Raw genomic sequence first — 24,777 nt, 5'->3', positions numbered from 1 at the left:
TTCTCCTTGCATTGCCGTACCGGATCAAAGCGTGTTGCCTCGTGATCCGCTGTTGAAGGCATCAGACAGCCAAAAGTTTAAGAAAACTGAATCAGACCGTGCGCTGGGCTGTTGCGGTGGCGCGCGCGACTTGCCAAGCTTGTCCAAGGGCGGATTGCACACCACCCCGCCGAGGATGATGACATTGTGGAGGCTTTGGAAATGCGGCCCGATTCGTTACAGGATTTTCTCGATGCCACCCGCGAGGCGTTCACAACGCATGTAAGTGATCCACGCGCGGTGGCATCTCTGGCGCGCATCTTCGCGGCGCTTGAGGCACCCGGCGCGCTCTCTGGCGCACCCGGCGCACGGCTACCCGCCTGCGCGCACCTCACAAAGGCGGCAAACCCGTCGAAATTTTCCGATCCCATATTGCGCCGTTTCGTCGAGGCATTCCTGCGGCTGGAGCCTGATCTGCAATGGCGAACCCGCAGCGGCGATGTCTCCACTGCGGGTCCGGACTTTGCCAATGGTCACGCCAACGCCATCATTGCCGGGCCGGGTGGGGCAGAACGGCGCAGCGACGCGTGGTTGGGAGTATCGCTGGTTGCGCCGGGTGTGCGCTATCCCGACCACACCCACCCACCAGAAGAGACCTATCTGGTCCTCAGCAACGGCCAGTTCCGCCAAGGGACGGATGACTGGTTCGAACCGGGTATCGGCGGGACGCTCTATAACGTGCCGGGCATCGTTCACGCGATGCGCGCCGGTTCGGAACCGCTCTTTGCCTTCTGGGCGCTCTGGGCTGAACCACACCAGACCAAAGCTGGCCCTTAAACCGCGCGCACCTGCGGCTGTTGCCATTTCGCCGCTGGTTCAATCATCAGATCGTACAACGCCCAAACCAATGCATCGACGCGGTCCGGGCTACCTTTGCCCTCGAATCCGCGCACGGTCATGGCACACATCTGGTCCTCCAGCGCCCCCATGCCGCGCAAATGATGTACGCGTCCCTGCTCATATAGCGCGGCCACCGGCTCGGCGCGCGCACTCTTGCCCCGGCTGGCATGCACCGACCGGATCGGTACCATCTGATCCACCTGCCGCAGCACCTGCGCCACCATGTCGCCACCCTGATTGACTTCGGCCACCAGCCGGTCGGCCCCCCATGCCTGCATCGCGCCGATTGCGGCCTTGGCCCATGTCATCGGGCTGGCGGCACTGACGCTCGCGTCAGCCAGCACATAGGCGCGCCAGTTCTGGACCGGCCCTTGCGTGCAGGCTCCGACCACCACGATCCCGCATTCATCGGACGTGGATTTTCCCGTCACCGGCGGGTCCACCGCAACCACGATCCGGTCCATTTCCGGGGCCGTATCCCGACGCAAGGCTTCCAACGCGCCAGTTGTCCAGAGTGCCCCCTCGACATCCTCCAGCAAAACCCCTTCCAGCTCTTGCCGCCCCAGCCGCGTCCCGGCATAGCGCGCCTGCACTTCCTGTAGGAAACTGTCGGCCAGAAACGCCCGGTTCGCCTCGGTGGGCGCGCTCGTCACCACCGTGGTCGGCGCGTTCAGTATGTCTTTCAACACGCCGATATTGCGCGGCGTGGTGGTGATGCAGACCTGCGGTGTCTCGCCCAGCCGCAACCCAAATTGCAGCATGTCCCATGTCTCTCGCGCCTTCTTCCACTTGGCCAGCTCATCCACCCACGCCCCGTCGAATTGCGGCCCGCGCAGCGCCTCGGGGTCATGTGCGGAAAACACTTGGGCGACTGCACCGTTCGGCCAGATCAGCCGCTGCCGTGTGGTCTCCCAGACGGGTCTGCGGTCCGGGGGCGAGCAGGCCAGAATCCCGCTCTCCCCGAACACCATCACTTCGCGCACCTGCGCCACGGTTTCGCCGATCAGTGCGATGCGGTGTCGCAGACCCGGATCGGTCGGACGCGATCCCTCGACCTGCGCGCGCACCCATTCGGCGCCCGCGCGCGTCTTGCCTGCGCCACGCCCACCCATGATCGCCCAGGCGCGCCAGTCGCCTGTTGGCGGCAACTGGTGCGGCATTGCCCAGAACTCGAACAGATAGGGCAGTGCCAGCAACTCGCCGGGGTTTAGGCTATCTAGGAAATCCCTTTGGGCATTTGGCCCTTCTGAGGCGATCCAGACGGCACCCGATCGAATGTCGTGCGGCGTCGATATCAAGGGCGTAGCCATTGACGATTCCTTTTTCTTTCTTTTCGCGTTGCTCAAGTTTCACCTCGGTTTCGATCGCAAATTTCAGCCATTGCTTGATGTCGGTTATCAACCGACCGTATTTCGACACGTCTTCACGGCTGTCAGTTCTCAGTTTGGTGTGAAGATCTTCCAGATCAGTGCGCATTTCGCACAATTGTCGTTTCAGCGATGCCACAGCATCGCTCAGCTCTCTTGGTCCCTCGTCGGGGGTAATCAATGTCATTTAGACTTATGCCTCATGCGTTTGCCTCGGTTTGCCCCTCCGCATCAGACACACGAAATTGCGACCCTCGGCTAACACCCGATTGTTGCGCATTCCGTCCATCCCGCATATATCAACCTATACGGGAATAATGTGTGAATGTCAATATAATTGCTTTTTAAACAGTGGGTTACGGTCGGTGTGTGAAGGGTTTGTTAACCACTCCCTCTGCCATTCCACATCCCCGCGCTGCTCGCTATCACTGCGCACTGGTCCGGGGGCGGCGGCTCTGTTATCCCGACAGGCAGATCCAAAACCGGAGATGCGCGATGCCTTTCACCCTTGCCACATGGAACATCAACTCGGTCCGCCTGCGTGCGCCCATCGTTTGCAAGCTGCTCTCCGAAGAGGCCCCGGATATCCTATGCCTTCAGGAATGCAAAAGCCCGGTGGACAAGATCCCGGTCGATGACTTTGCGGCCCTCGGCTACACCCACATGATCGCGCGCGGCCAAAAGGGCTACAACGGCGTCGCCATCCTGTCGAAGCTGCCGATCGAGGATATCGGCGATCAGGACTTTGCCGGTCTCGGCCACGCACGCCACGTCGCCGGGCGGCTGGAAAACGGCACAATCATCCATAACTTCTACGTTCCCGCCGGCGGTGATGTGCCGGACCGCAACGTGAACGAGAAATTCGGCCAGAAACTCGACTACCTCTCGGAAATGCGCGACTGGTTTCACGGCGACAAACCCCGCAAATCCATCCTTGTCGGCGACCTCAATATCGCCCCGCGCGAGGATGACGTCTGGTCGCACAAGCAACTGCTCAAGGTGGTCAGCCACACGCCGGTCGAGGTCGAGGCCTTCGCTGACGTGATGGCCGCCGGTGACTGGGCGGATGTCACCCGCAACGACATCCCCGACGGACAACTCTACAGCTGGTGGTCCTACCGCGCCCGCGATTGGGACACCGCCGACAAGGGCCGCCGCCTCGATCACGTCTGGGCCACCCCTGACATCGCCTCCGCCGCCCATTCCAGCCGCATCCTGCGCCCGGTCCGTGGCTGGGAAAAACCATCGGATCACGCGCCGGTCTTTGCCAGTTTCGATCTGTAACATCGCCAACAGCTGCCGCGCCGCCTCAAAGACGTGGACAAGTCGGGATTTCCTGACCTGCGTCTTTTGGCATAAGCTGCCCATATTACACCGGAATCAAAGAGGGCAGGGCAGTGCTCAAACTCACTAGACGCGCGGCATTGCTGGGCGGCGGCGCTTGGCTCGGGGCTTGGGCCACACGACGATCCGCAACCGAGCTGCCCAATACCGCGGGCACCATATCTCTTGCCCCTACCGATACGCCGAACACGCTGAACGACGCCAGCGGCCTCAGCCAAACGCCGGTTTTCCGCCACATCACTCTGCAGGACGATCCCGGCGAAACGCTGATCACCGCCCTGCGCCGCGAAATCACCGAGGCCGCAGCCGAGGGGCGCCCCGTTAATGTCAGTGCTGCCCGCCACTCGATGGGCGGTCACGCCATCCCGCGCGACGGTCACGCCATCACCTATGACAATGGCGGGGTCGAGGTGGACACCGCCGAGCGCGTCATGCAGGTCCATGCCGGCGCGCGCTGGGGGCAAGTCATCGCAGCACTCGACCCGGTTGGCTTCGGGCCAAAGGTGATGCAGTCCAACAATGACTTCGCCGTTGCCGCCACGTTCTGCGTCAACGCCCACGGTTGGCCGGTGCGCATGGGGCCGATGGGGTCCACGGTGCGCAGCTTTGACATGGTGCTGCCGGATGGCGAACTGGTGACATGCTCGCGCACACATAATGTTGACCTCTTTGGCATGACGATGGGCGGATACGGCCTGACCGGCGCGATCACCCGCATGCAGGTCGAGGTTGCCCGGAACCAGCGTCTGAAACCGCAATTTGACGAAATGCCTGCGACAGAACTGGGCAGCCGTTTCATGGCTGCGCTGGCCGACGATCAGATCAGCATGGCCTATGGTCGCCTCAATGTGGACCGTGGCGCATTCTTCGAACACGCGCTGCTGATTACCTACCGCCCGTCCGGTGATCAGGACGATCTACCCGCCGCCGAAGGCTCGGGTCTGACCGCGCGCATGGCCCGTCATGTGTACCGCACGCAACTGGGCAGCGAACGAACCAAACGGTTCCGCTGGTGGACCGAAACCCGCCTTGGCCCGATGCTTGGCGGGGGGCGCGTCACCCGCAACAGCCTGCTGAACGAACCCGTCATCACCCTCGACGACCGCGACCCGCTGCGCACCGACATCTTGCACGAATATTTCGTCAGCCCCGACCGTTTTGCCGACTTCGTGACCACCTGCCGCGAGGTGATCCCGGCGTCGTATCAGCCGTTCCTTAACGTCACGCTGCGTTTTGTTGATGCCGATCCCGATAGCTGGCTGCCCTATGCCCAGACCCCGCGCATCGCTGCCGTCATGTCCTTCAGTCAGGAAATGACCCAACGGGCCGAGGCCGACATGCAGCGCATCACGCGCGAACTGATCTACCGGGTGCTGGAAATCGGCGGCACCTACTACCTGCCATATCGCCCCCACGCCACAATCGGCCAATTCTCTGACGCGTACCCGCGCGCCCGGGTCTTTGCCGCCGCCAAACGACAGATCGACCCCAAGCTGACCTTTCGCAACGCCCTGTGGGACACCTATCTGGAGCCATTATGACCACCTTGCAGAAAATTTGCCTTGGCTATTTCGTCGCCCTGCTCGGCGCCGCCGCGCTGAACTATATCCCCGGCTTGACTGATGCGCAGGGCCTTGCCTTCGGGATCTTCGCGCTCGATCTGTTCGACGACGCCTTGCATCTGGCCTCCGCGCTCTGGGCGCTGATCGCCGCTTTGGTCAGCCAACGCGCGGCCAAAACATTCCTGATCCTCTTTGGTGCGCTCTATCTGGGGGACGGCGTGTTCGGGTTCTTCACCGGGTATGGCTTTCTCGACTTCGGGATTTTCACCAACCCGTCTGCTGGAATGTCATGGACGCTGCTGCGCGTATTGGCCAACCTGCCGCATCTGCTGCTGGGCGGTGTTGCACTCTGGGCGGGATTGCGGGACGCCGGGCAATGACCTTGTGCCGGGTGCTGTGATGCGCAGATTGCTGCGATGGACTGGTCGGCTGGCATTGCTGATGGTGGCGCTCATCGCGGCACTGCTGCTGCCCGTCGGCTACGTCGAGGTGGCGTGCCGGGGCAATACGCCCACTGATCAGACCTATGTACCGATCCTGCCCCCGGACCATCACCGCCCCGAGGCACGCACCCTGCTGACCTACCCCGAATGGCACATCGTGCACGCCTATGACGACTACGCCAAGGTGATCGACCAAAACGATCCGCATGCGTATGGTTTCCTGAACGCCATCGGCGGCTTCTGGTCCTCGCTCTGCGCAGTGTCACAGCAATCGGCCCAACATGGCGGCTTCGCGTGGGAGACCAAGCAAATGGTCTATACCATCGGCGTCAGCTTTACCGCCGAACTGCTGGCCAAGGCCGCGTACGAGGAAACCATTGGCCGACTGTTTGCCATCCTGCGCGGCGAAACTCGTGCGCCGCTTGATGATATTTCCGCAGACCAAGCAGCAGCTTACGCCAGATTCCTGCAACAGGTGCCGTGGTACAAATGGGATTTCAGATCGGATGCACAGGCCCTCGGCACAGCCAGCAGCGGCAGCCTGCGCGATGTCGAACGTCGTATTGCGCTGGGGATCGAATATCGAACCAAAGCCGCCTATGCGGGTCTGATCGAACAGGCCGTGGGACAGGTGGGCGCGGATAACATACGCTTGCGTATGTTACTGGTCGGGCTGTCCAGCGAAACACTGGGCGCTCTGCCCGATGTTCAGGTCATCGAAACCCGCCCCGAGGGGACCATTATCGAAACACCGCGCTACCGCGTCCTGACTGAGCTTTTGCAGGACATGGCCCTCGCGGGTGCCGACTTTGTCGAGATTGCAGGCAATGACGACATCCTACTGACCGCCACCTCCGCCAACCCGGCAGCGCCGGGCGCACTCCACAGCTTTGCCCGGCAGGGGTATGGCGACCACCGGCACCTGATCCTGCTAAAGGTGCGCGACCTTGCCACGCGTCTGCGGACGATGCAGGGCAGTGACCTGAGGCTGAAGCATATCCATGACTATTAGGCGCTGGGCTCTGGCGTTGCTCTGTGTCTGCATCGGATGGCTGGCGATACTCTCTGCGGTGATGGTCCTCAGCGATGCAGCCCCCGGTGCAATCGTTCTGTTTCCGGCAGCGGATTTTACCCAACGCATCTCTGACGACGCGGCAATCGTCGGGGCAGGGGCCACATGGGTCGCGGTGCGCAGCGCGCAGCCGGGGCTGGGCCGCGCACTCTACCGTGCAGGTGGGCGGCTGGTGCTGCCTGCCGGACTGCCCGGGTGCCTGCCCTTGCCTGCCAGCCCCTGAACCGGCTGCCCCCTTGCAAGCGCGCCGCCGCTACGCCATGTAACGCGGGAATGCGAAAACGCTGATTATGGGATGAAACCAGATGATTGAACTTGGTGGCCAGACCCCCGCAAACGACCTGATCAAGGATGTCTCCGAGGCCGAATTCATGGCCGAAGTTGTCGAGATGTCGCAAACCGTGCCCGTCATCGTCGATTTCTGGGCGCCGTGGTGCGGCCCGTGCAAGACGCTCGGCCCCGCGCTCGAGGCTGCCGTGACCAAGGCCAAAGGTGCCGTCCGCATGGCCAAGGTCAACGTCGACGAAAATCAGGGCATCGCGGGCCAGTTGCAGGTGCAATCCATCCCGACGGTCTATGCCTTCTGGAAGGGTCAGCCGATAGATGGCTTTCAGGGAGCAGTCCCACCCTCCGAAATCGACGCATTCGTTGCGCGCGTCGCCGACGCCGGAGACGGCGTACCGGGCGAGGATAACGGGCTGGACGACGCGCTTGATGCTGCTGACGAAATGCTTGAGGCAGGCGCGGCCAGCGACGCGGCAGAAACCTATGCCGCGATTATTCAGGAGGACGCGAACAATGCCCGCGCCTACGCAGGCATGGCCCGCGCCCATCTGGCGCTCGACGACGTCGATCAGGCCGAAGCGATTCTGAACGGCGCGCCCGCCGAAATCAGCGCAGCCCCCGAGATCGAAGCGGCACATGCCCAGATCGCGCTGGCACGACAGGCCGCCAATGCCGGTCCCGTGACCGAATTGCAGACCACCGTTGACGCCAATCCCGACGACCTTCAGGCGCGGTTTGATCTCGCACAGGCGCTGCATGCCAATGGCCAGACCGCCGAGGCCGTCGATCAGTTGCTCGATCTTTTCCGCCGCGACCGCGACTGGAATGACGGCGCTGCCAAACAGCAACTCTTTACCATTTTCGACGCTTTAAAAGCCAACGATCCCGTGGTTCTGGCCGGACGCCGCAAACTCAGCTCGATGATATTTGCCTGACGGCGCGGGTGAGCTAGTGTCATGGGCATGATCAACGCAGCCGACTTGCCAGATATCATTCCGCTCTTCCCGATCTCCGGTGCGCTGCTTTTGCCGCGCGCGCGCCTGCCTCTGCATCTGTTCGAGCCGCGCTATCTGGTGATGCTTGAGGATGTACTAAAAACGCCCCACCGCCTGATCGGCATGATCCAACCGAACGAGGTGCCGGGCCGCGATGGGCCGGGGCTGCACATGATCGGATGCGTCGGGCGCGTCACCCAGTTCTCCGAGACCGAAGATGGCCGCTACATGATCACGCTGACCGGTGCGTCGCGGTTCCGCCTGACCGAAGAGGTCGAGGGCTTTACACCCTACCGTCGTGCGCGCGTCTCATGGTCAGGCTTCGACCGCGATCTCGGGCCCGAAGAGGATGACCCGGTATTCGACCGTGCGATGTTCCTGTCGCTCTTGCAGCAGTATCTGAGCGATCATGAATTGCGCACGGACTGGGAAAGTCTGGAAGAGGCAGATGATGAACTGCTGATCAATTCGCTGTCGATGCTGCTGGGGTTTGCCCCCGAGGACAAACAGGCCCTGCTCGAGGCCCCATCCCTGCGCACCCGGCGCGAGACACTCGTGACCCTGATCGAATATACCATGCGCGGCGGCGCAGAAGAGGTGATGCAATGACCCAAGGCACCGAACAGCCCCGTTTCGACCGACGCATGCTCGAGGCATTGATTTGTCCGCAATCGCATCAAGGGCTGGAGTTCGATGCGGCGGCGCAAGAGCTGATCAGTCGTCGCGCCGGCCTCGCCTTCCCGATCCGCAACGGCATCCCGATATTGCTGGTCGATGAGGCCCGCGTGCTGGAGTGAGCGGACCAATGGCGCCGGGGTCTGGATTCGCAAGGCGGAAGCCTCCGGCGGGGATATTTTTATCCTTATGTATCAAACGCACCAACTAAGGTGAATCCCTATCGCGCTTGTTTTGCTAACCTGCGGCCATGCAGGACATGACGACCAACAGCGCGCGACTGGCATTGAGTGAGCAAACAGAATGGGAATCGAAGGCAGCCAACCTTCTCAAAGCAGAGTTGAAACGGAAAGGCGTGACTTATGCCCACCTTGTTGAGAAGCTGGCAAGCATTGGAATCAATGAAAAGAGGTAAACGTCGCCAATAAGCTATCTCGTGGGAAGTTTTCAGCGGTGTTTATGTTGGCATGTCTAACGGCTATCGAAACGGAGCATTTGCACTTGGTCTAGTTGTGGGCATAGGCATTGCCCTTAACCTATTCCTTTGGCTCGACTATGGCGCGCGCCATGAAGTAGAAGCCCAATCCGGCGCAGGTCAAAATACTCAATACAGTGAGGTAGGCAGATATTGGGACGGGTTTATTGGGGTGTACGTTAGCCCTAGCGATACGCTTGCACAGTGGGTTATGGCATTTTTTGCGATAGCCGCGACTGGCGTTCTGATCCTCACCCTCTGGTCTGCCAATAAGACTAACATTGCTGCCGTGAAGGCCTCTAAGGCTGCCCTTGAAGCCAACCAAATCATGCGCGAGGGGCAAAGGCCTTGGGCTACGGTTACTGTTAACGGGATCAAAACGAACCTCTTGGACCCAGAAGTAATCGTTTTTGATGTGGCGACGACTATCGCCAATGAGGGTAAAAACCCTATGTTCTTGCTTTTTGACGAAGCATTCGCGTGGAACCCCACGTCCAGTAAGGACTCGGCTGCTTCTACTGAGTTTGAAAAGCGTATGAGAGAATGCGAACGGATACGAGACCCCGGTGGCATCTTCACAGTTGGCGGCATTGACGTTTTGCCGCCGGGGGCCTCCCTGACAAGAAACTATATGGTAAGTGTAAATCCATCGGACGAAACCCCTGATGATTTTGGGGCAATCATTGATATCTTTGTCCCCTATACTGATAACAGAACCCCCGGCGTCTTTGTCACAAAGTTAGTTGGGATAATTTGCAAAGAGTCCAATCATAGCGCAGGGGGAAATGGCGGGATTCTCCGGCTTTCGGAATTGAGAAGTGGCAATGGGAAGGTTATCATCACCAATGTAAAAACCAGCAGAATGGATTGAAAATACCAGCGCGATTAACTTAATCATCGCTCACACCCGGCTTGGTGCGTTTGATACATAAGGCCGGATATTTTCCGGCAAGAAGAAGGTAGGATACTAAAACCGCTCAGGGTATCAGCGCTTTGATCGCCGCCGCATGTTCCGGCTTCGCGCCCAATGTGTCAGCCGCGAGGGCATGTGCCGTGGACATCAATGCCTCGGGGGCACATAGCGCATTTATCAGCCCCCAGCGTCCGGCAGTTTGTGCATCAATCTTTTGACCGGCCATCAGGATCAGCTTGGCGCGCGCCGGGCCGACCAATGCCGACAGGCGCGCCGGGTCCGAGGGTTGCGGCAAGAAGCCGAGCTTCATCACCGGGTAGAATATCTTTGCCCCCGGCACCGCGATGCGCAGGTCACAGGCCAGCACCATACCCATCGCGCCCCCCGCAACGGTCCCGTTCAGCGCCGCGATGCTGAGGCCGGGCAATGCCGCGATGGCGCCAGACAGACGTTCCCATTCGGGGCTGGTGGCAAGCCCCTTGCGCGCGGCCTCCAGATCGGCCCCGGCGCTAAAGACGCGGCCCGCGCCTGTCAGGATCACCACGCGGGCATCTTGTGCGTCTTCGGCGATTTCGGCCAGTTCGGTCAGCATCTCGCCGGTCAGCGAGTTCGCCTTGTCCGGGCGGTTGATCGTGACGGTCCAGACGCCGTCTGATTTGTCCAGATCGATCATGTCAGGCCGACTTTCTTGCGGATATCGGCATCGCGCAGCGAAATCTCCTGGCCCAGAAACTCATCGCTGGCCGGGCTGCACATCCACAGCAACGCCCGTGCTGGCCAGTCGGCGGGAACATGGTCGGACCAGTCCAGCGCGCTGACCGGATTGATGCCGCTGGCCTTGATCTCGTGCTGCATCTGGGTGGCAACGGTGCCGGGTGACAGCCCCATCACCCGCAGCCCGTGGTCTGCCCCCTCCAGATGCGCGCTTTGGGTCAGCATCGCCGCCCCGGCCTTGGACGTGCAGTAGTGACTCCAGCCATCCAGCGCACGATGCGCGGCACCCGATGAAATGGTCAGGATCGTGCCGCCGCCCGCCGCCTGCATCACCGGCATTGCGGCACGCATGCCGTGATAAACACCCTTGAGATTGATATCGATCACCCGGCCCCAGTCCTCGGGATCCGAGGCGGACAGTGACGCAATCGGCTCGATCACGCCGGCATTGCCGATCAGGACATCGACACTGCCGAACGCGTCCAGCGCCGCCTGTACCGCCGCTTGCATGTCGCCGTAGTGGCTGACATCGCAAGTCAACGCGCGGGCTTGCGGTCCGATCTCCGCGGCCAGTTCGCCGATCGCATCGACGCTGCGGGCCAGCAGCAGCAGGTTCGCGCCCGCGTCGGCAAATATCCGCGCAGCGGCGGCGCCGATGCCGCGGCTCGCGCCGGTGATCAAAACGGTTTTGCCGGTCATACTATTGTCTGTCACGGGTCGAAACCTCCTGTCGGCATTGATTTGGCGTCTGTCGTAAATGGAGTGCCCCCCGGGGTCCAGCCAGAAGGACACTTGACCCAGATGGCATATAAGCCGAAGCTACCCGGGGTTATTTTACATCAGAAGGGTTCATTATGGGCACCTATAGACACACAGGCGGCGCGGTCGCCGCTGCAGCGATTTTGATGACGGGTAGTGCGGCATTTGCAGATGTAACGGCGCAGCAGGTCTGGGACGACTGGCAGGCCTATATGGACGGTTTCGGCTACGAGGTGACTGCCGAAACCAGTCAGAGCGGCAGCGATCTGACCGTATCGGACATCGCCATGACCTTTCCGATCCCGGAAGAGGAAATGTCCCTGACGATCACCATGTCCGAGATGACTTTGACCGACAATGGCGACGGCACAGTGGCGATTTCGGTGCCCGCGCAACTGCCGATAACGATCGGCGACGGTGCCGAATTCGAGGTCGGGATCGACTATCTGAGCCAAGGTCTGAACATGGTTGTCGCGGGTGATCCCAACGACATGACCTACACCTATTCGGCGGCGTCCATCGGGATGGTGCTGACCGGCCTCACCGCAGATGGTGAAAACATCGACATCGGCACTGCCGAGATCACGATGGCCGATGTTTCGGGCAATTCACGGATGGCCACAGGTAACTTGCGCAGCAACGCGCAGAAAATCCTGACCGGCGCAGTCAGCTACGCGTTCAACCTGACCGACCCGGACAACAGTGAGTCACATTTCGTGGTCAATGGTGGCACCGCCAGCATGGCGATGGAGGCTGTCACCGAAATGCCCATGGAAATGGACATGGAAGATATGGGCGCGGCGGTCAAAGCCGGGTTCGCGGTTGATGGTGGTTATGAATTCGGCCCCGGCCAGATGAACTTCAACTTCAGCGATCGTGGCAATGTCACACAGGGCAAAACCACCAGCAAAGGCGGGTCGTTCGTTGTCGCGCTCAGCGAGAATGGCATCAAATACGGGCTCGGCTCGGACGAGTTGACCGTTGAACTGGCTGGCGGGGAAATTCCGTTCCCGGTGGCAATGTCGATGGCTGAATTCGGCTTTGACCTGTTGATGCCGGTGTCCAAGAGGGATGAAGAACAGGAATTCGGTCTGGCCCTCATGCTGAGCGATTTCACCATGAGCGACATGATCTGGGGCATCTTCGATCCGGCGGCGCAACTGCCGCGTGATCCGGCGACCATTGCATTGGATGTGTCCGGCATGGCCAAACTGTTCCTTGACCTGCTGGATGCCGAAGCCATGGAGAGCGCAGGCGGCGGTGGCGAAATACCCGGTGAACTGAACGCGCTGACGGTGAATGACCTGACGGTCAGCCTCGTCGGGGCAGAGCTGACAGGCACCGGTGATTTCGTGTTCGATAACACCGATCTGACCAGCTACGAAGGCATGCCAAAGCCGGTCGGCGAGGTCAATCTGGCCCTGTCCGGCGGCAATGGACTGCTCGATAAACTGGTTGCGATGGGCTTTGTCCCAGAGGATCAGGCGATGGGTGCACGGATGATGCTGGGCCTGTTCGCAGTACCGGGCGACGGCGAGGATACGCTGAAATCCAAGATCGAATTCACCGAGAGCGGCGGCATTACGGCCAACGGTCAACGGCTGAAGTAACGTTCAGAGTTTCGCAGAAATCAGCCGCCGGTCCTTTGGGGTCGGCGGCTTTTTCACGCGGTTTGGCTTTTGGGTGCCTGATCAACATGCACCCACTTTGGTGCGCGTGCGCGAAATGACTGCGATTGCGGGGCCAGTTCGGCCCGACCCGCCTGATCGAAACACCCCAACAGCAACGCGACCACCGGGGCGTCGTCCACGGCACCCAGTGAACTGCCGCAATCGGGGCAGAATGCCCGGCTGGAAATCTCTGACGACCGCCACAGGCGCGGTGCGCCGCCCGGCCCGGTCCATGCGACGCAACTTGCCGGAAATTCCACCCATGCCGTGATCGGTGCGCCGCTGTGGCGCTGACACATCTTGCAGGCGCATGTATGCGGATTACCTGCCGGGCCCTTGGCCGCGAACCGCACGTTGCCGCACAGGCACCCGCCTTGATAGGTTTTCGGCATGTCACCCCTCCTCTGGATTACGTCGTCAGAGTGCAGCAGGTCGCATGTCCGCCGTCAAGTGTGCGCCCTTGCACCTGCCGGGCCTGAGGGCTACCTCTGACCCAACTGCGGAGCCGTCAAAATGACCCAGACCACCACCGACCTGACCCAGATGTTGCTGGACGCCGCGCACCGCGCCGGGGCGGATGCCGCCGATGTGCTGGTCCAGTATGGCCGCTCGAACGTGGTCGAAATGCGCGGTGGCGCGCTGGAACATGCCGAACGTGCCGAGGCGGTCGATTTGGGTCTGCGCGTGCTGGTCGGTCAGAGACAGGCCAGCATTTCGTCCTCTGACATCCGCCCTGACACTATCACGATCCTTGCCGAACGTGCCGTCGCCATGGCCCGAGAGGCCCCCGAAGACCCCTATATCGGCCTTGCCGAGCCCTCCCAACTGGCGACGGGCTGGAACATCGACACGCTGGAACTGGTCGACCCCGCACCAGAGCCGGCCCCGACCACGTTGCAGGACCGTGCCGCCGGTGCCGAGGCGGCGGCGCTGGGCGTTGACGGTATCACCCAATGCCAGTCGGCCACCGCCGCCTATGAAACGCGCGACATCCACATCGCGATGAGCAATGGGTTCGCGGCCAGCTACGCCCGAACCGACAGCTATATCGGCACCACCGCCATTGCCGGATCAGGGGCGGGCATGGAGCGCGACAATGACGGCGATTCCCGCATCTTTGCCGCCGACCTGCGCAGCCCCGAGGACATCGGCGCGCGTGCCGGTGCCCGCGCAGCAGAGCGACTGGGCGCGCGCAAACCTCCAACCGGCGCCTACCCGGTGCTCTTTGACGAACGCATCTCGTCGTCGCTGATCGGCCATCTGCTCAGCGCCGCCAATGGTTCGGCCGTGGCGCGCGGCGCGTCGTGGTTGCGGGGGCGTCTGGGGGATCAGGTGTTGCCCGCCGCCTTGTCGCTGATTGAGGACCCGCACCGCGTGCGTGTGCGCAGCTCCGGCATGTTCGATGCCGAAGGGTTGCCAACCCGCCGCCGCGCGATCATCGAGGACGGCAGGCTAACAGGCTGGACACTTGATCTGGCGACCGCACGACAGCTGGGCATGGTGCCGACCGGCAACGCCAAACGCCGCCTTTCCGGTGCGCCAACGCCCGGCCATTGGAACATCGCGCTGACCCAGAGCGAACACAGCCGCGCCGATCTGATCGCGCAGATGGGCACTGGTCTGCTGGTCACGTCGATGATCGGGTCGACGATCAATCCCAATACCGGGGACTATTCGCGCGGTGCCGCAGGCTTTTGGGTCGAACAGGGGCAGATTGCCTATCCGGTAAACGAATGCACCATCGCGGGCAGCCTGCCTGATTTTCTGGGGCGCATGATACCTGCCAACGATGCGCGCACCCACCTGTCATCCGTTGTGCCATCGCTGCTGGTCGAGGGGCTGACGCTTGCCGGTGCCTGATCTCGAACTGTTGCAAGACGCTGCGCAGGCCGCGGGCGAGGTCGCCAAGGGCTACGCCGGCCAGACCGCCCAACGTTGGGACAAGCCGGACAATGCCGGCCCGGTCACAGAGGCGGATCTCGCGGTCAACGAAACGCTCGAGACGATCCTGCGCCGCGCCCGCCCGGGCTATGGCTGGCTGTCAGAAGAGAGTGAGGACAGCCCGGCCCGGCTGGATGCCGAGCATGTCTTTATCATTGATCCCATAGACGGCACACGCAGCTTCATCGAAGGTTCGGGCGCATGGGCGCATTCCATCGCCATTGCACGGCGTGGCGTAGTCACGGCGGCTGTGATCTACCTGCCGCGCAAGGACAAGCTTTATGCCGCCACTGCCGGGCAGGGTGCAACGCTGAACGGCACGCCGCTCCGGGTCAGCGCGCAGGCCGCGATGGACGGCGCGACCGTGCTGGGAACCAAGCCGACCTACGCGCCGGAAAACTGGCGCATACCCCTTCCCGCGTTCCAGCGCGCCTACCGCCCGTCGCTGGCCTACCGGCTGGCCTGCGTCGCCGAAGGACGGTTTGACGCGATGCTGACGCTGCGCCCGACATGGGAATGGGATGTGGCCGCAGGCGACCTGATCCTGCGCGAGGCGGGCGCGCAAGTGTCCGACCGGCGCGGCGAAGTTTTACGGTTCAACAATGCCGTGCCACAGGTGGGCGGTGTCATTGCCGCCGGCCCGGCATTGCACAGGGAACTTCTGGGCGCATTGGCGTAGGGTGGGTTTAAAACCCACCTTACGGATGACGCCCGCCGACACGATCACTTCTTGCCGATTTTTGGCTCGGTTCCGGCCCGGATGCGTCGAATATTCTCCTTGTGCCGGATAAACACGATCAGCGTCAGAATTCCGCCCATGATCACCATGTGACCAAAGCCCAGAAACAGCATCCAGATCGTCGAGGTCGCCGCCGCGGCGATCGCGGCAAAGGACGACATTCGCGTGACGATCGCCATCACCAGCCATGTGGCACAGCAGGCCGCCCCGACGGGAAATGCCAGGGCCAGCAGCAGCCCTAGGAACGTCGCTACCCCCTTGCCACCCTTGAATCCCAGCCAGACCGGAAAACAATGCCCGAGAAACGCCATAAGCCCCGATAGTTGCGCCGCATCCTCGCCCGCCAGCCAACGCGCCAGCAACACGGCCACAGCGCCCTTGCCGCCATCCAGTATCAGCGTGGCTAGCGCGGCCTTCTTGCTGCCGGTGCGCAATACATTGGTCGCGCCGATGTTGCCTGACCCGATATCGCGCAGATTGCCCAGCCCCATCACCCGCGCGATCACCATCCCGAAGGGAACGGATCCGATCAGATAGCCGATCACAGCCCAGAGCAGCAAAACGCCGGTGGCGGTCTCGATAGGGGGCATCAGGGGGCCTCGTAAACTGGGGTGCCTGCAACGAATGTCGCGCGCACCTTACCTTGCATGCGGGCCTCGTCAAACGGTGTGTTCTTGGATTTCGACAACAGCTTGAACCGGTCCATGACGAACGGCGCGTTCGGATCGAACAGCACCAGATCGGCGGGTGCACCCGCCGCCAGACGGCCGCAATTCAGCCCCAGCCGCCGTGCGGGATTATAGCTGAGCGCGCGGAACAGCGTCGGCAAATCCAGATCGCCCGAATGATACAGACGCAGCGCCGCAGGCAGCAACGTTTCCAGCGCGACCGCGCCACTTGCCGCCTCCTCAAAGGGCAGGCGCTTGCTCTCTTCATCCTGCGGTGTGTGCATCGAACTGATCGTGTCGATCAGCCCGCTGCGCACCGCCTCGATCACCGCCTGCCGGTCGTCCTCGGACCGCAGTGGCGGCTTGACCTTGAAGAAGGTGCGATAGCCCGCGACATCCAGCTCGTTCAGCGTCAGGTGATGGATCGACGTGCCCGCCGTGATGTCCAGCCCGTTGCGCTTGGCCCGTTCCAGCGCGGGCAGGGCGCGGCTCGTGGTGATCTGATCGGCATGATAGCGCGCGCCGGTCATTTCCAGCAGCGCAATATCGCGGTCCAGCCCCATCCGCTCGGCCATTGGCGACACCGCTGGCAGACCGTAGAGCGAGGCAAACTTACCCGATGTGGCCGCCGCCCCTTCGCTCAGGCCGGGGTCTTGCGGATGCGCGATCACCAACGCGCCCAGCGACCTTGCATAGGTCAGCGCACGGGAAAATACCTTGGTACTGCGCACCACATGATCGCAATCGGTGAACGCAATCGCGCCCGCATCCATCAGGAACCCGATTTCGGTCATCTCGCGCCCCTCGCGCCCCTTGGTCAGCGCCGCCATCGGCAGCACGTTGACCGGGGCTGCCTCATTGGCGCGCCGGGCGACGAATTCCAGCACCTCGGGGCTGTCGATTGTCGGCAGGGTGTCGGGCCGCGTGGCGATGGTGGTCACCCCGCCCGCCGCCGCCGCCAGCCCGGCCGAACGATAGCTTTCCTTGTGCCGCTCGCCCGGCTCGCAGACCTTGACGCCGATATCGACGATCCCCGGCGCCAGACACTTGCCGCCCGCGTCAATCACCCGCGCGTCGTGCCTCACCGCGTCCGGTTGGCTCTCGGCACAGACCTGCGCGATCAGCCCATCCTCGATCAGCAGCGCCCCAAGGGTATCGCTGCCGCTATCCGGGTCGATCAGGCGGGCATTGGTGATCAGGGTTTGGGTCATACGGGTTTTGCTTTCGTCGTCGTTCTGTTCCACGCGCTACAGGCCGCCGGAACATCTGATGCAGCTATTCGACGCGGTGTGCCAGCCGTTTGTGATGGGCACAACCGCCCCAGACCGCTCATGTCGCGCGTTCCTGTGCATCGCGCATCAGGCGGTACACTTTTTCACCGTCGCGGATCCGCTCGAACCCGATCTTGACGGTGTAATATCCGTTCTTTCCGCGTTTGCGTTCATCGTGAAAAATGATCGTGCTCAGATCGCCGCTCTGAAAATCCAGAACCGAGTCTTCGGTGATCGGATAGGATTTCAACCGTCTGCCGACCACCGGCAGGTGCGTGGCGATAAAGGCACGCCTGTCAGTCAGCGTGTACCACGTATGCCTGCGCCGATACGGTCCCCACATCAGCGCCGAGGCGATGATACCGACACCGACCGAGAAATGGATCAGGCCAAACATCCAAAATCCCCCGCCCGCCTGCGACGCCATCACCATCCAGAACAGGGCAAAACCGGCAAAGGCCATCCCAAAGAGCGTGATCCCGATTTGGCTGGGACGCAGCGTAAATCCGCTATCGGGGCGGTCCTGCCACAGGATCGTCTCGCCGGGGTCCAATATCCCGGCCCAGCCGTCGGCTCCGGTTGCCGCCGTCATATGGTTCCCTCCGTCATGGCGGCGCGGATCCGGTCGTGGGTTGCCATGCGATCCGCCTGATATTTTATCAGATGCTTGTCACCGCTGCCGGTCACGACCTGTACGGCGCTGCCCAACGTGCGCAGGTCCTGAATATCTGCCAGCCGCACGGCACGGGTGGCTGGGCCCAGCAGGCGACGGTTGGTCAGATCCCAGCGCGCGGCCAACTCGTCAGAGGCGACATAGAGACTGCGTACCGCCACGGCAGCCAGACCGCCAACGGCCCCGGTCCACACATGCGGATTGCCGATCAGCCACAGCACCAGCATCCCGATGGCCATTGCTGCGGCGGCCAGCCAAGCGTGATCGCGGTAATAGGTGGCGCGATCGGGGTGAAAACTGTGCTGTACCTGCTCGCCACCCTCCAACGGGGTGTCCGGCGTCACGCCCTGCGGAATACGCCCGTCCAGCATCAGAGCGCCAATGCCAGACCGATGATGATCACACCAATTACGATCAGGGCCATCGGCCACCAGCCGTGCTTTGCGCGCGGGCGTTCACTGGAGGCGGTGCTGCCGATGACGCCTGCCGCACCGGCAGATGGCAGCGGCTCGAATTGGACCGGCGGGCGCTCTTCGTGAAACGTCGCGATATGGCGCAGCGGCGCGCGCGGATGCAACGTGACCGCCGCCCCGCCAAAGGCGCGCGATCGCACGATCAGCACGCCGTCCTTCACTGCCTCCAGTTGCGGACGCATGCCCGCCAACTCTGCGGGTGCCACACCCAACCCTTCTTCGAGGTATCCGGTCAGACCCACACCCGTCAGATCGGATACCGCAAACAGCTCGACCTGATCGGGGGCCAGCATCTCGACCCCCAATGCATCGGCCACCGGCCAACTGCCGTTGCGCCGCCCGAAAGCTTCCAATGCCATAGGATCCAGATCGACGGCAAATAGGCGCACAACGCCATCTTCACGCGCGGGTACGTCCATCTTGTCGCTCATACCATGACTTCCTTGGGGTTGCCTGCATTGCCGCGTCTGGCCCGCAACCGGCGCGCCAGCAGATCCATCGCGGCCATGCGCACGGCGACGCCCATCTCGACCTGTTCCTGAATGACGCTGCGGTTGATGTCGTCCGCCAGTTCTCCGTCGATCTCGACACCGCGATTCATCGGGCCGGGATGCATCACGATGGCATCATCCTTGGCATGTGCCAGCTTTTCCGCGTCCAGTCCGTAACGGTGATAATATTCACGCTCCGACGGGATAAACCCGCCATCCATCCGCTCGCGTTGCAGCCGCAGCATCATCACCACGTCGACGCCCTCCAGACCGCGCGCCATGTCGTCATAAACCTCGACGCCGAACTGGTCGATCTGGCTGGGCATCAAGGTCGGAGGCCCGATCAGCCGGATGCGGTTCTCCATCTTGCCCAGCAGCAGGATGTTCGAACGCGCCACGCGGCTGTGGGCGATGTCGCCGCAAATAGCGATGTTCAGCCGGTGCAGCCGCCCCTTGGCCCGCCGGATCGTCAGCGCGTCCAGCAACGCCTGCGTCGGATGCTCGTGCCGTCCGTCACCGGCATTCAGCACGGCGCAGTTGACCTTTTGCGCCAGCAGATCGACCGCACCGGATTGCGGATGACGAACCACCAGCAGATCGGGATGCATCGCGTTCAGCGTCATCGCCGTGTCGACCAGCGTCTCGCCCTTCTTGATCGAGCTGGCCTGCATCGCCATGTTCATTACATCCGCGCCCAGTCGCTTGCCAGCGATCTCGAAACTGGCCTGCGTGCGGGTGGAATTTTCAAAAAACATGTTGATCTGTGTGAGACCCGTCAGTGCATCGGTGCGTTTGACATCGCGCCGGTTCAGCGCGGCATATTGATCGGCCAGATCCAGCAATGTGGTGATGTCATCGGGGGCCAGAGGCTCGATCCCCAGCAGGTGATCATGGTTGAATGGCACGCGCTACGGGCTCCTTGTGGGGCAGACGATGCTGATTATCGCATCATGCGCAGGCCGGATCAATGCGCAAGCGTCGTCGCCGGGGCCGGGCGGGCAAGGTATTCGTAGAAAGGTGAAAGCCCCATGTTGCCGCTTTTCCCCGAGCGCGGCGCAAGGTAGCTTGGGGCATGGATTCGGCATTGGATTATCACAGCGCGCGCGCGGCCCTGCAGTGGCAGGTCGAATTGGGCGCAGACGAGGCGATCGGCGACGCGCCGGTTGATCGTTACGCGCTGCCGGATACCGCACCGGGCAAGCCTGCCCGCGCGACCCCGGCGACCCCGGTGCAGGCCCCGGCCGCACAGGCCGAGGCCGATCCGGTGGCCGATGCGCGGCGCATGGCGCAGGCGGCGGGGGATCTGGACGGGCTGCGCGCCGCGATGGCCGCCTATCAGCATTGCGAGTTGAAGCGTGGTGCGCGCAATCTGGTCTTTGCCGATGGCCGGCCCGGCGCGCGCCTGATGGTGATCGGCGAGGGCGCCGGGGCGCGACGAGGACCGCGAGGGGCGGCCCTTTGTCGGGCGCGCCGGGCAGCTATTGGACCGGATGCTCGAGGCCATTGGCATGGCGCGCGGCGCCGAGGGCATAGAGCAGGCCGTCTACATCTCCAACGTCGTGCCGTGGCGGCCACCGCAAAACCGCGAACCAACGCCCGAGGAAATCGCGATGATGGTCCCGTTCATGCAGCGCCATGTCGAACTGGCCGCGCCGGATGTGTTGATCCTTGTCGGCAACATCAGTTGCGTTGCGGGCTTTGGCAAGCGCGGCATCACCCGGCTGCGCGGGCAGTGGACCGAGGCGTACGGTCTGCCCGCCATGCCGATGTTCCACCCCGCCTATCTGCTGCGCCAGCCCCGGATGAAGCGCGAGGCATGGGCTGATCTGCTCGAAGTTCAGGCGCGCTTGCGCGGGGGGAGCACATGAAGATTCTGGCGTTTTCCGATCTGCACCATTCCCGGTCTCGCGCTGATGATCTGATCGCCGCCAGCCGCCGTGCCGATCTGGTGATCGGAGCGGGCGACTTTTGCAACATGCGACAGGACCTGACCGGGGCCATGGCGCTCTTGGATGGGATCAGCGCACCAATGGTTCTGGTGCCCGGCAACGCCGAGAGCGTCGAGGAACTGCGCGCCGCCGCCCCGCGCGGGGCCACTGTCCTGCATGGCACCGGCACCGAGGTGGACGGCATGCGCCTCTTTGGTCTGGGATATGGCGTGCCGCCCACGCCGTTCGGCGGCTGGTCGTGTGACCTGACCGAGGCCGAGGCGACCCGCATGTTGGCCGATTGCACCCGTGCCGACATCCTCATCCTGCATTCCCCGCCCAAGGGGATCGCCGACCGCACATCGGCTGGGCAATCGGTCGGCTCGGATGCAATCCATGCGGCGATCACGCGTATTCAGCCACAACTGGCCGTCTGCGGCCATATCCATGACAGCTGGGGTGGTACCGGCATCATCGGGCGGTGCAAGGTGCATAACCTTGGCCCGCGCGCCAACTGGTTCGAGATCGGCGATGATTGATCCGCTGACTTTGCTGGCCTTTGTGCCTGCCGGGCTGGCGCTGAATCTGACGCCGGGCGCGGACATGATGTTCTGCCTTGGGCAGGGGCTGCGTGCCGGTCCGCGTGCCGCCGTGGCCGCCAGTGCCGGGATATCGGCGGGTGGTCTGGTGCATGTCACCATCGCTGGGCTTGGCCTTGGGGCGGTGGTCGAACATGCGCCATGGACGCTTGAGGTGATCCGATGGGTCGGGGTCGCCTATCTGCTGTGGCTGGCATGGGGCGCGCTGCACATGCGCCCGCCTACGCGCACCGATCTGCCGATCCGCGCCGCGCGGGCCTTTCGCGACGGGTTCATCGTCAATCTGACCAACCCAAAGGTGATTCTGTTCGTGCTGGCCTTTGTGCCGCAATTCGTCGACCCGACGGCGGGCAGCATTCTGGGCCAGTTCCTGATTTATGGCGCTATTCTGGGCATCGGGGGATTTTTCATCAATGGCGCGGTCGGGGTCTTTGCCGGCGGGCTGGGCCGTCGCCTGACCGCAGCACCGCGTCTGGCGCGCGGGCTGGGCTATGCCACCGCCGCCATCTTCACCGGGCTGGCGCTACGCCTTGCCCTGATGCAAAGGAACTGAGCCATGAGCCGGATTGATGAGACGATGGAGTTTATCCCGGTGCGTATCGCTGTGCTGACGATCAGCGACACGCGCACACTGGACGATGACCGCTCTGGCGATACTCTTGTGGCCCGGATCGAGGCGGCAGGGCATCTGCTGGCCACGCGCGCCATCGTCACCGATGACCGCGACCGGATCGCGGTCCAGTTACGGACGTGGGTGGCGGATGCTGCGATTGATGTGATCATATCCACCGGCGGCACCGGCCTGACGGGCCGCGATGTCAGCGTCGAGGCGCATCGCGACGTCTATGAAAAGGAAATCGACGCGTTCGGCACGGTCTTTACCATCGTGTCGATGCAGAAAATCGGCACCAGCGCCGTGCAATCACGTGCCACAGCGGGCGTTGCGGGGGGCACCTACCTCTTTGCGCTGCCCGGCAGTCCGGGCGCGTGCCGCGATGCGTGGGACGAAATTCTGGCCCCGCAACTCGACTATCGTCACCGTCCCTGCAACTTTGTCGAGATCATGCCGCGCCTGACCGAACATCAGCGCCGCAAGTAGCGCGGACCAGCGCGATATCGCCTGTACGCTTGGCATTTTCGCCTGCGTGCTTACATTAAATCGGTGCGTCCGCGCAGGGCGCCTCTTGTAAGGTTCGATTTACCATGCGGTTTCTGCGTCAAAGCCTGACCGGCCTGTTCCTCATGTCGATGACACTGGGGTTGCTTGCCTATGCGGGATACACTGTTTTTTCCGCCGTTCAGGAACGCTTGACCAAGGAACCCCGCGTTGCCGAGCGGCGTGAACGGGTCTTTGCCGTCAACGTCATCACCGCCACGCCGCAGCAGATCACCCCCGAACTCACCGTTTTTGGCGAGGTGCAGAGCCGCCGGTCGTTGGAAATCCGCGCCAAGGCGGGCGGCACACTGGTCGAGTTGGCCGATGCGTTCGAGGAGGGCGGTCAGGTGCGCGCGGGGCAAGTGCTGGCCCGCGTCGATCCGGCCGATAGCCAGTCTGCGCTGGACCGCGCCGCCAGTGACGTCAGCGATGCACAGGCCGAAACCCGCGATGCCCAGCGCGGGCTGGACCTTGCCCGCGATGAACTGGGCGCCGCCGATGCACAGGCCGAACTTCAGGACCGCGCGTTCAAACGTCAGCAGGACCTTGAGGCGCGCGGCGTCGGGACCGCAGCGGCGGTCGAAGTTGCCGAACTCGCCGCCGCACAGGCCCGCGCCACCGTTCTGGCCCGCCGTCAGGCGCTCGCCACAGCCGAGGCGCGCGTTGATCAGGCCGCTACCGGGCTGTCGCGCGCCATCATTAGTCAAAAAGAGGCGCAGCGCCGGTTGGATGATACCACCATCCTCGCGGGCTTTACCGGCAGCCTGAGTGACGTCACCGTGGTCGAGGGCGGTCTGATCTCTGCGAACGAGAAAATGGCGACCCTGATCGACCCCGCCGCGCTTGAGGTGGCGTTTCGTGTCTCGACCCCGCAATTCGCGCGGCTTCTGGACCCGAAGGGCGTGCTCTTGTCCGCCCCGGTGCGCGTCACGCTAGAGGCATTCGGCGTCAATCTACAGGCGACCGGCATCGTGACCCGTGCCAGCGCAGCAGTGGGCGAGGGGCAGACCGGGCGTCTGGTCTTTGCCCGGCTGGATGCGGCGCAGGGCCTTAAACCCGGCGATTTCGTCACCGTGCGTATTGATGAACCGCCGCTAGAGAATATCGTGCGCCTACCCGCCGCCGCCCTCGGTGCGGATGGCAGCGTGCTGGCGCTCTCGGGCGAGGACCGGATAGAGGCGATCCCGGTCACGCTCTTGCGGCGTCAGGGCGACGATATTCTGGTGCGCAGCGCCGCGCTGGCCGGGCGCGAAGTGATTACCCAACGCTCGCCACTTCTGGGCGCCGGGATCAAGGTCCGCCCGCTGCGCCATACCGAAGGTGTTGCCGAAACCCCCGCGCCAGAGATGCTGGAACTCAGCGCGGATCGCCGCGCCCGCCTCATCGCCTATGTCGAGGGCAACACCGACATGCCCGATGCGCTTAAAACCCGCCTGCTGGCCAAGCTGGAGCAGGACCGCGTGCCCGCCCGCATGGTGCAGCGGCTCGAAACCCGCATGGGGGGCTAGGGTGGTGGTGTTGCGCTCGTCACAGATATACTGCCCGCTGCCGCGTCATTGCCAGCCCGCAGGATGGCGACCGGACGCCTGCTCTGACGCCTTTATGTCCGCCACCCCCCTCCGAACTCAGAGCGCAGCGCCCAACCTCATTAAATCGCCAGTCCGGGGGGCGGCCCGGCAATTGCG

The 24,777-nt window shown here is 62.8% G+C and carries 28 protein-coding genes and 2 pseudogenes; 19 read left to right on the top strand and 11 right to left on the bottom strand.

What is annotated here, in order from left to right; all coding sequences use genetic code 11:
- The first annotated feature begins 201 nt into the window (after positions 1 to 201).
- On the top strand, positions 202 to 816 hold the full coding sequence (locus tag N7U68_RS10820) for a dimethylsulfonioproprionate lyase family protein (RefSeq protein WP_263046806.1): 615 nt from the start codon (positions 202 to 204) through the stop codon (positions 814 to 816).
- Here N7U68_RS10820 and N7U68_RS10815 read toward each other — a convergent pair.
- Together N7U68_RS10815 and N7U68_RS10810 are read right to left on the bottom strand one after the other, a co-directional pair.
- On the bottom strand, positions 813 to 2,189 hold the full coding sequence (locus N7U68_RS10815) for a DNA-packaging protein (RefSeq protein WP_263046805.1): 1,377 nt from the start codon (positions 2,187 to 2,189) through the stop codon (positions 813 to 815). The two genes, N7U68_RS10820 and N7U68_RS10815, sit on opposite strands and share 4 nt — an antisense overlap.
- Complete coding sequence (locus N7U68_RS10810) at positions 2,092 to 2,433, bottom strand: hypothetical protein (RefSeq protein WP_165195621.1); 342 nt, start codon at positions 2,431 to 2,433, stop codon at positions 2,092 to 2,094. The genes N7U68_RS10815 and N7U68_RS10810 overlap by 98 nt, the downstream gene beginning before the upstream one ends.
- A gap of 308 nt (positions 2,434 to 2,741) precedes the next feature.
- Between N7U68_RS10810 and N7U68_RS10805 the strand changes: the two genes are divergently transcribed.
- The 10 genes and pseudogenes from N7U68_RS10805 (at position 2,742) to N7U68_RS10760 (ending at position 9,968) form a co-directional block, all read left to right on the top strand.
- Positions 2,742 to 3,530, top strand: a complete 789-nt coding sequence (locus N7U68_RS10805; RefSeq protein WP_263046804.1) for an exodeoxyribonuclease III — start codon at positions 2,742 to 2,744, stop codon at positions 3,528 to 3,530.
- A gap of 113 nt (positions 3,531 to 3,643) precedes the next feature.
- Positions 3,644 to 5,131 carry an FAD-binding oxidoreductase gene (locus N7U68_RS10800; protein WP_263046803.1) on the top strand — a complete coding sequence of 496 codons (1,488 nt, stop codon included), beginning with the start codon at positions 3,644 to 3,646 and terminating at the stop codon, positions 5,129 to 5,131.
- Positions 5,128 to 5,532, top strand: coding sequence for a hypothetical protein (locus N7U68_RS10795; protein ID WP_263046802.1), 405 nt, complete (start codon positions 5,128 to 5,130; stop codon positions 5,530 to 5,532). The genes N7U68_RS10800 and N7U68_RS10795 overlap by 4 nt, the downstream gene beginning before the upstream one ends.
- Before the next feature lie 19 nt (positions 5,533 to 5,551).
- The gene (locus N7U68_RS10790) at positions 5,552 to 6,607 is read left to right on the top strand and encodes a hypothetical protein (RefSeq protein WP_263046801.1); all 1,056 of its coding nucleotides are present in this window, start codon (positions 5,552 to 5,554) and stop codon (positions 6,605 to 6,607) included.
- Positions 6,597 to 6,890: a hypothetical protein gene (locus N7U68_RS10785; RefSeq protein ID WP_165195631.1), complete on the top strand. Its 294-nt coding sequence runs from the start codon at positions 6,597 to 6,599 to the stop codon at positions 6,888 to 6,890. The genes N7U68_RS10790 and N7U68_RS10785 overlap by 11 nt, the downstream gene beginning before the upstream one ends.
- Positions 6,891 to 6,972: 82 nt before the next feature.
- Entirely contained in the window at positions 6,973 to 7,887 is a 915-nt protein-coding gene (locus tag N7U68_RS10780) for a thioredoxin family protein (protein WP_263046800.1), read from the top strand.
- Between the two features lie 27 nt (positions 7,888 to 7,914).
- Positions 7,915 to 8,556, top strand: coding sequence for an LON peptidase substrate-binding domain-containing protein (locus N7U68_RS10775; protein WP_165197908.1), 642 nt, complete (start codon positions 7,915 to 7,917; stop codon positions 8,554 to 8,556).
- A complete protein-coding gene (locus N7U68_RS10770) occupies positions 8,553 to 8,744 on the top strand; it encodes a Trm112 family protein (RefSeq protein WP_263046799.1) in 192 nt (63 codons plus the stop codon). Before N7U68_RS10775 ends, N7U68_RS10770 begins: the two co-directional genes overlap by 4 nt.
- A 128-nt stretch (positions 8,745 to 8,872) precedes the next feature.
- A pseudogene (locus N7U68_RS10765) lies at positions 8,873 to 9,132 on the top strand (DUF6471 domain-containing protein).
- Positions 9,090 to 9,968: a hypothetical protein gene (locus tag N7U68_RS10760; RefSeq protein WP_263046798.1), complete on the top strand. Its 879-nt coding sequence runs from the start codon at positions 9,090 to 9,092 to the stop codon at positions 9,966 to 9,968. Before N7U68_RS10765 ends, N7U68_RS10760 begins: the two are co-directional and overlap by 43 nt.
- Positions 9,969 to 10,074: 106 nt before the next feature.
- Here the strand turns inward: N7U68_RS10760 and N7U68_RS10755 are convergent, their stop codons facing one another.
- Both N7U68_RS10755 and N7U68_RS10750 read right to left on the bottom strand, forming a co-directional pair.
- The gene (locus N7U68_RS10755) at positions 10,075 to 10,683 is read right to left on the bottom strand and encodes an enoyl-CoA hydratase/isomerase family protein (protein WP_263046797.1); all 609 of its coding nucleotides are present in this window, start codon (positions 10,681 to 10,683) and stop codon (positions 10,075 to 10,077) included.
- Positions 10,680 to 11,423 carry an SDR family oxidoreductase gene (locus N7U68_RS10750; RefSeq protein WP_263049143.1) on the bottom strand — a complete coding sequence of 248 codons (744 nt, stop codon included), beginning with the start codon at positions 11,421 to 11,423 and terminating at the stop codon, positions 10,680 to 10,682. Before N7U68_RS10750 ends, N7U68_RS10755 begins: the two co-directional genes overlap by 4 nt.
- Before the next feature lie 155 nt (positions 11,424 to 11,578).
- Between N7U68_RS10750 and N7U68_RS10745 the strand changes: the two genes are divergently transcribed.
- On the top strand, positions 11,579 to 13,093 hold the full coding sequence (locus N7U68_RS10745) for a DUF2125 domain-containing protein (RefSeq protein ID WP_263046796.1): 1,515 nt from the start codon (positions 11,579 to 11,581) through the stop codon (positions 13,091 to 13,093).
- A 53-nt stretch (positions 13,094 to 13,146) separates the two neighbouring features.
- On the opposite strand, the gene N7U68_RS10740 is transcribed toward N7U68_RS10745, so the two are convergent.
- A complete protein-coding gene (locus N7U68_RS10740) occupies positions 13,147 to 13,545 on the bottom strand; it encodes a GFA family protein (protein ID WP_165195641.1) in 399 nt (132 codons plus the stop codon).
- Between the two features lie 121 nt (positions 13,546 to 13,666).
- Between N7U68_RS10740 and N7U68_RS10735 the strand changes: the two genes are divergently transcribed.
- Positions 13,667 to 15,013, top strand: a complete 1,347-nt coding sequence (locus N7U68_RS10735) for a TldD/PmbA family protein (RefSeq protein ID WP_263046795.1) — start codon at positions 13,667 to 13,669, stop codon at positions 15,011 to 15,013.
- A complete protein-coding gene (locus N7U68_RS10730; RefSeq protein WP_263046794.1) occupies positions 15,000 to 15,773 on the top strand; it encodes an inositol monophosphatase family protein in 774 nt (257 codons plus the stop codon). The genes N7U68_RS10735 and N7U68_RS10730 overlap by 14 nt, the downstream gene beginning before the upstream one ends.
- A gap of 44 nt (positions 15,774 to 15,817) precedes the next feature.
- On the opposite strand, the gene plsY is transcribed toward N7U68_RS10730, so the two are convergent.
- The 6 genes from plsY to N7U68_RS10700 all read right to left on the bottom strand — a co-directional run bounded on the left by plsY (position 15,818) and on the right by N7U68_RS10700 (position 20,314).
- Positions 15,818 to 16,423 (bottom strand): glycerol-3-phosphate 1-O-acyltransferase PlsY, encoded by a 606-nt coding sequence (gene plsY, locus N7U68_RS10725; protein WP_263046793.1) that lies wholly within the window; start codon positions 16,421 to 16,423, stop codon positions 15,818 to 15,820.
- Complete coding sequence (gene pyrC, locus N7U68_RS10720; RefSeq protein WP_263046792.1) at positions 16,423 to 17,712, bottom strand: dihydroorotase; 1,290 nt, start codon at positions 17,710 to 17,712, stop codon at positions 16,423 to 16,425. Before pyrC ends, plsY begins: the two co-directional genes overlap by 1 nt.
- A gap of 118 nt (positions 17,713 to 17,830) precedes the next feature.
- Positions 17,831 to 18,364, bottom strand: a complete 534-nt coding sequence (locus N7U68_RS10715) for an aspartate carbamoyltransferase catalytic subunit (protein WP_263046791.1) — start codon at positions 18,362 to 18,364, stop codon at positions 17,831 to 17,833.
- Entirely contained in the window at positions 18,361 to 18,816 is a 456-nt protein-coding gene (locus N7U68_RS10710) for a hypothetical protein (RefSeq protein ID WP_263046790.1), read from the bottom strand. Before N7U68_RS10710 ends, N7U68_RS10715 begins: the two co-directional genes overlap by 4 nt.
- A complete protein-coding gene (locus N7U68_RS10705) occupies positions 18,816 to 19,349 on the bottom strand; it encodes a hypothetical protein (protein WP_263046789.1) in 534 nt (177 codons plus the stop codon). Before N7U68_RS10705 ends, N7U68_RS10710 begins: the two co-directional genes overlap by 1 nt.
- Positions 19,346 to 20,314: an aspartate carbamoyltransferase catalytic subunit gene (locus N7U68_RS10700; RefSeq protein WP_165195657.1), complete on the bottom strand. Its 969-nt coding sequence runs from the start codon at positions 20,312 to 20,314 to the stop codon at positions 19,346 to 19,348. The genes N7U68_RS10705 and N7U68_RS10700 overlap by 4 nt, the downstream gene beginning before the upstream one ends.
- A gap of 167 nt (positions 20,315 to 20,481) precedes the next feature.
- Here N7U68_RS10700 and N7U68_RS10695 point away from each other — a divergent pair.
- From N7U68_RS10695 to N7U68_RS10675, 5 genes and pseudogenes are all read left to right on the top strand, one after another.
- Positions 20,482 to 21,277: pseudogene (locus N7U68_RS10695) on the top strand (uracil-DNA glycosylase).
- Positions 21,274 to 21,876 carry a metallophosphoesterase family protein gene (locus N7U68_RS10690; RefSeq protein ID WP_165195661.1) on the top strand — a complete coding sequence of 201 codons (603 nt, stop codon included), beginning with the start codon at positions 21,274 to 21,276 and terminating at the stop codon, positions 21,874 to 21,876. The pseudogene N7U68_RS10695 and the gene N7U68_RS10690 overlap by 4 nt, the downstream one beginning before the upstream one ends.
- Positions 21,869 to 22,489: a LysE family translocator gene (locus tag N7U68_RS10685; RefSeq protein ID WP_263046788.1), complete on the top strand. Its 621-nt coding sequence runs from the start codon at positions 21,869 to 21,871 to the stop codon at positions 22,487 to 22,489. Before N7U68_RS10690 ends, N7U68_RS10685 begins: the two co-directional genes overlap by 8 nt.
- A gap of 3 nt (positions 22,490 to 22,492) precedes the next feature.
- Complete coding sequence (gene moaB / locus N7U68_RS10680; RefSeq protein ID WP_165195665.1) at positions 22,493 to 23,035, top strand: molybdenum cofactor biosynthesis protein B; 543 nt, start codon at positions 22,493 to 22,495, stop codon at positions 23,033 to 23,035.
- A gap of 104 nt (positions 23,036 to 23,139) precedes the next feature.
- Positions 23,140 to 24,600 (top strand): efflux RND transporter periplasmic adaptor subunit, encoded by a 1,461-nt coding sequence (locus N7U68_RS10675; RefSeq protein WP_263046787.1) that lies wholly within the window; start codon positions 23,140 to 23,142, stop codon positions 24,598 to 24,600.
- Positions 24,601 to 24,777 lie beyond the last annotated feature (177 nt).

Origin of the sequence: Roseovarius pelagicus (assembly GCF_025639885.1) — a bacterium.
In the GTDB taxonomy this organism is placed as follows: domain Bacteria; phylum Pseudomonadota; class Alphaproteobacteria; order Rhodobacterales; family Rhodobacteraceae; genus Roseovarius; species Roseovarius pelagicus.
Note: the sequence above shows the minus strand (reverse complement) of the source record. Positions and strands in the feature narration are given on the sequence as shown.

Bases quoted from the DNA above. Each gene is read 5' to 3' on its own strand.
- N7U68_RS10820 (WP_263046806.1), top strand. From the start codon at position 202: ATGCGGCCCGATTCGTTACAGGATTTTCTCGATGCCACCCGCGAGGCG.
- N7U68_RS10815 (WP_263046805.1), bottom strand. From the start codon at position 2,189: ATGGCTACGCCCTTGATATCGACGCCGCACGACATTCGATCGGGTGCC.
- N7U68_RS10810 (WP_165195621.1), bottom strand. From the start codon at position 2,433: ATGACATTGATTACCCCCGACGAGGGACCAAGAGAGCTGAGCGATGCT.
- N7U68_RS10805 (WP_263046804.1), top strand. From the start codon at position 2,742: ATGCCTTTCACCCTTGCCACATGGAACATCAACTCGGTCCGCCTGCGT.
- N7U68_RS10795 (WP_263046802.1), top strand. From the start codon at position 5,128: ATGACCACCTTGCAGAAAATTTGCCTTGGCTATTTCGTCGCCCTGCTC.
- N7U68_RS10790 (WP_263046801.1), top strand. From the start codon at position 5,552: ATGCGCAGATTGCTGCGATGGACTGGTCGGCTGGCATTGCTGATGGTG.
- N7U68_RS10785 (WP_165195631.1), top strand. From the start codon at position 6,597: ATGACTATTAGGCGCTGGGCTCTGGCGTTGCTCTGTGTCTGCATCGGA.
- N7U68_RS10780 (WP_263046800.1), top strand. From the start codon at position 6,973: ATGATTGAACTTGGTGGCCAGACCCCCGCAAACGACCTGATCAAGGAT.
- N7U68_RS10775 (WP_165197908.1), top strand. From the start codon at position 7,915: ATGATCAACGCAGCCGACTTGCCAGATATCATTCCGCTCTTCCCGATC.
- N7U68_RS10770 (WP_263046799.1), top strand. From the start codon at position 8,553: ATGACCCAAGGCACCGAACAGCCCCGTTTCGACCGACGCATGCTCGAG.
- N7U68_RS10760 (WP_263046798.1), top strand. From the start codon at position 9,090: ATGTCTAACGGCTATCGAAACGGAGCATTTGCACTTGGTCTAGTTGTG.
- N7U68_RS10755 (WP_263046797.1), bottom strand. From the start codon at position 10,683: ATGATCGATCTGGACAAATCAGACGGCGTCTGGACCGTCACGATCAAC.
- N7U68_RS10750 (WP_263049143.1), bottom strand. From the start codon at position 11,423: ATGACCGGCAAAACCGTTTTGATCACCGGCGCGAGCCGCGGCATCGGC.
- N7U68_RS10745 (WP_263046796.1), top strand. From the start codon at position 11,579: ATGGGCACCTATAGACACACAGGCGGCGCGGTCGCCGCTGCAGCGATT.
- N7U68_RS10740 (WP_165195641.1), bottom strand. From the start codon at position 13,545: ATGCCGAAAACCTATCAAGGCGGGTGCCTGTGCGGCAACGTGCGGTTC.
- N7U68_RS10735 (WP_263046795.1), top strand. From the start codon at position 13,667: ATGACCCAGACCACCACCGACCTGACCCAGATGTTGCTGGACGCCGCG.
- plsY (WP_263046793.1), bottom strand. From the start codon at position 16,423: ATGCCCCCTATCGAGACCGCCACCGGCGTTTTGCTGCTCTGGGCTGTG.
- pyrC (WP_263046792.1), bottom strand. From the start codon at position 17,712: ATGACCCAAACCCTGATCACCAATGCCCGCCTGATCGACCCGGATAGC.
- N7U68_RS10715 (WP_263046791.1), bottom strand. From the start codon at position 18,364: ATGACGGCGGCAACCGGAGCCGACGGCTGGGCCGGGATATTGGACCCC.
- N7U68_RS10710 (WP_263046790.1), bottom strand. From the start codon at position 18,816: ATGCTGGACGGGCGTATTCCGCAGGGCGTGACGCCGGACACCCCGTTG.
- N7U68_RS10705 (WP_263046789.1), bottom strand. From the start codon at position 19,349: ATGAGCGACAAGATGGACGTACCCGCGCGTGAAGATGGCGTTGTGCGC.
- N7U68_RS10690 (WP_165195661.1), top strand. From the start codon at position 21,274: ATGAAGATTCTGGCGTTTTCCGATCTGCACCATTCCCGGTCTCGCGCT.
- N7U68_RS10685 (WP_263046788.1), top strand. From the start codon at position 21,869: ATGATTGATCCGCTGACTTTGCTGGCCTTTGTGCCTGCCGGGCTGGCG.
- moaB (WP_165195665.1), top strand. From the start codon at position 22,493: ATGAGCCGGATTGATGAGACGATGGAGTTTATCCCGGTGCGTATCGCT.
- N7U68_RS10675 (WP_263046787.1), top strand. From the start codon at position 23,140: ATGCGGTTTCTGCGTCAAAGCCTGACCGGCCTGTTCCTCATGTCGATG.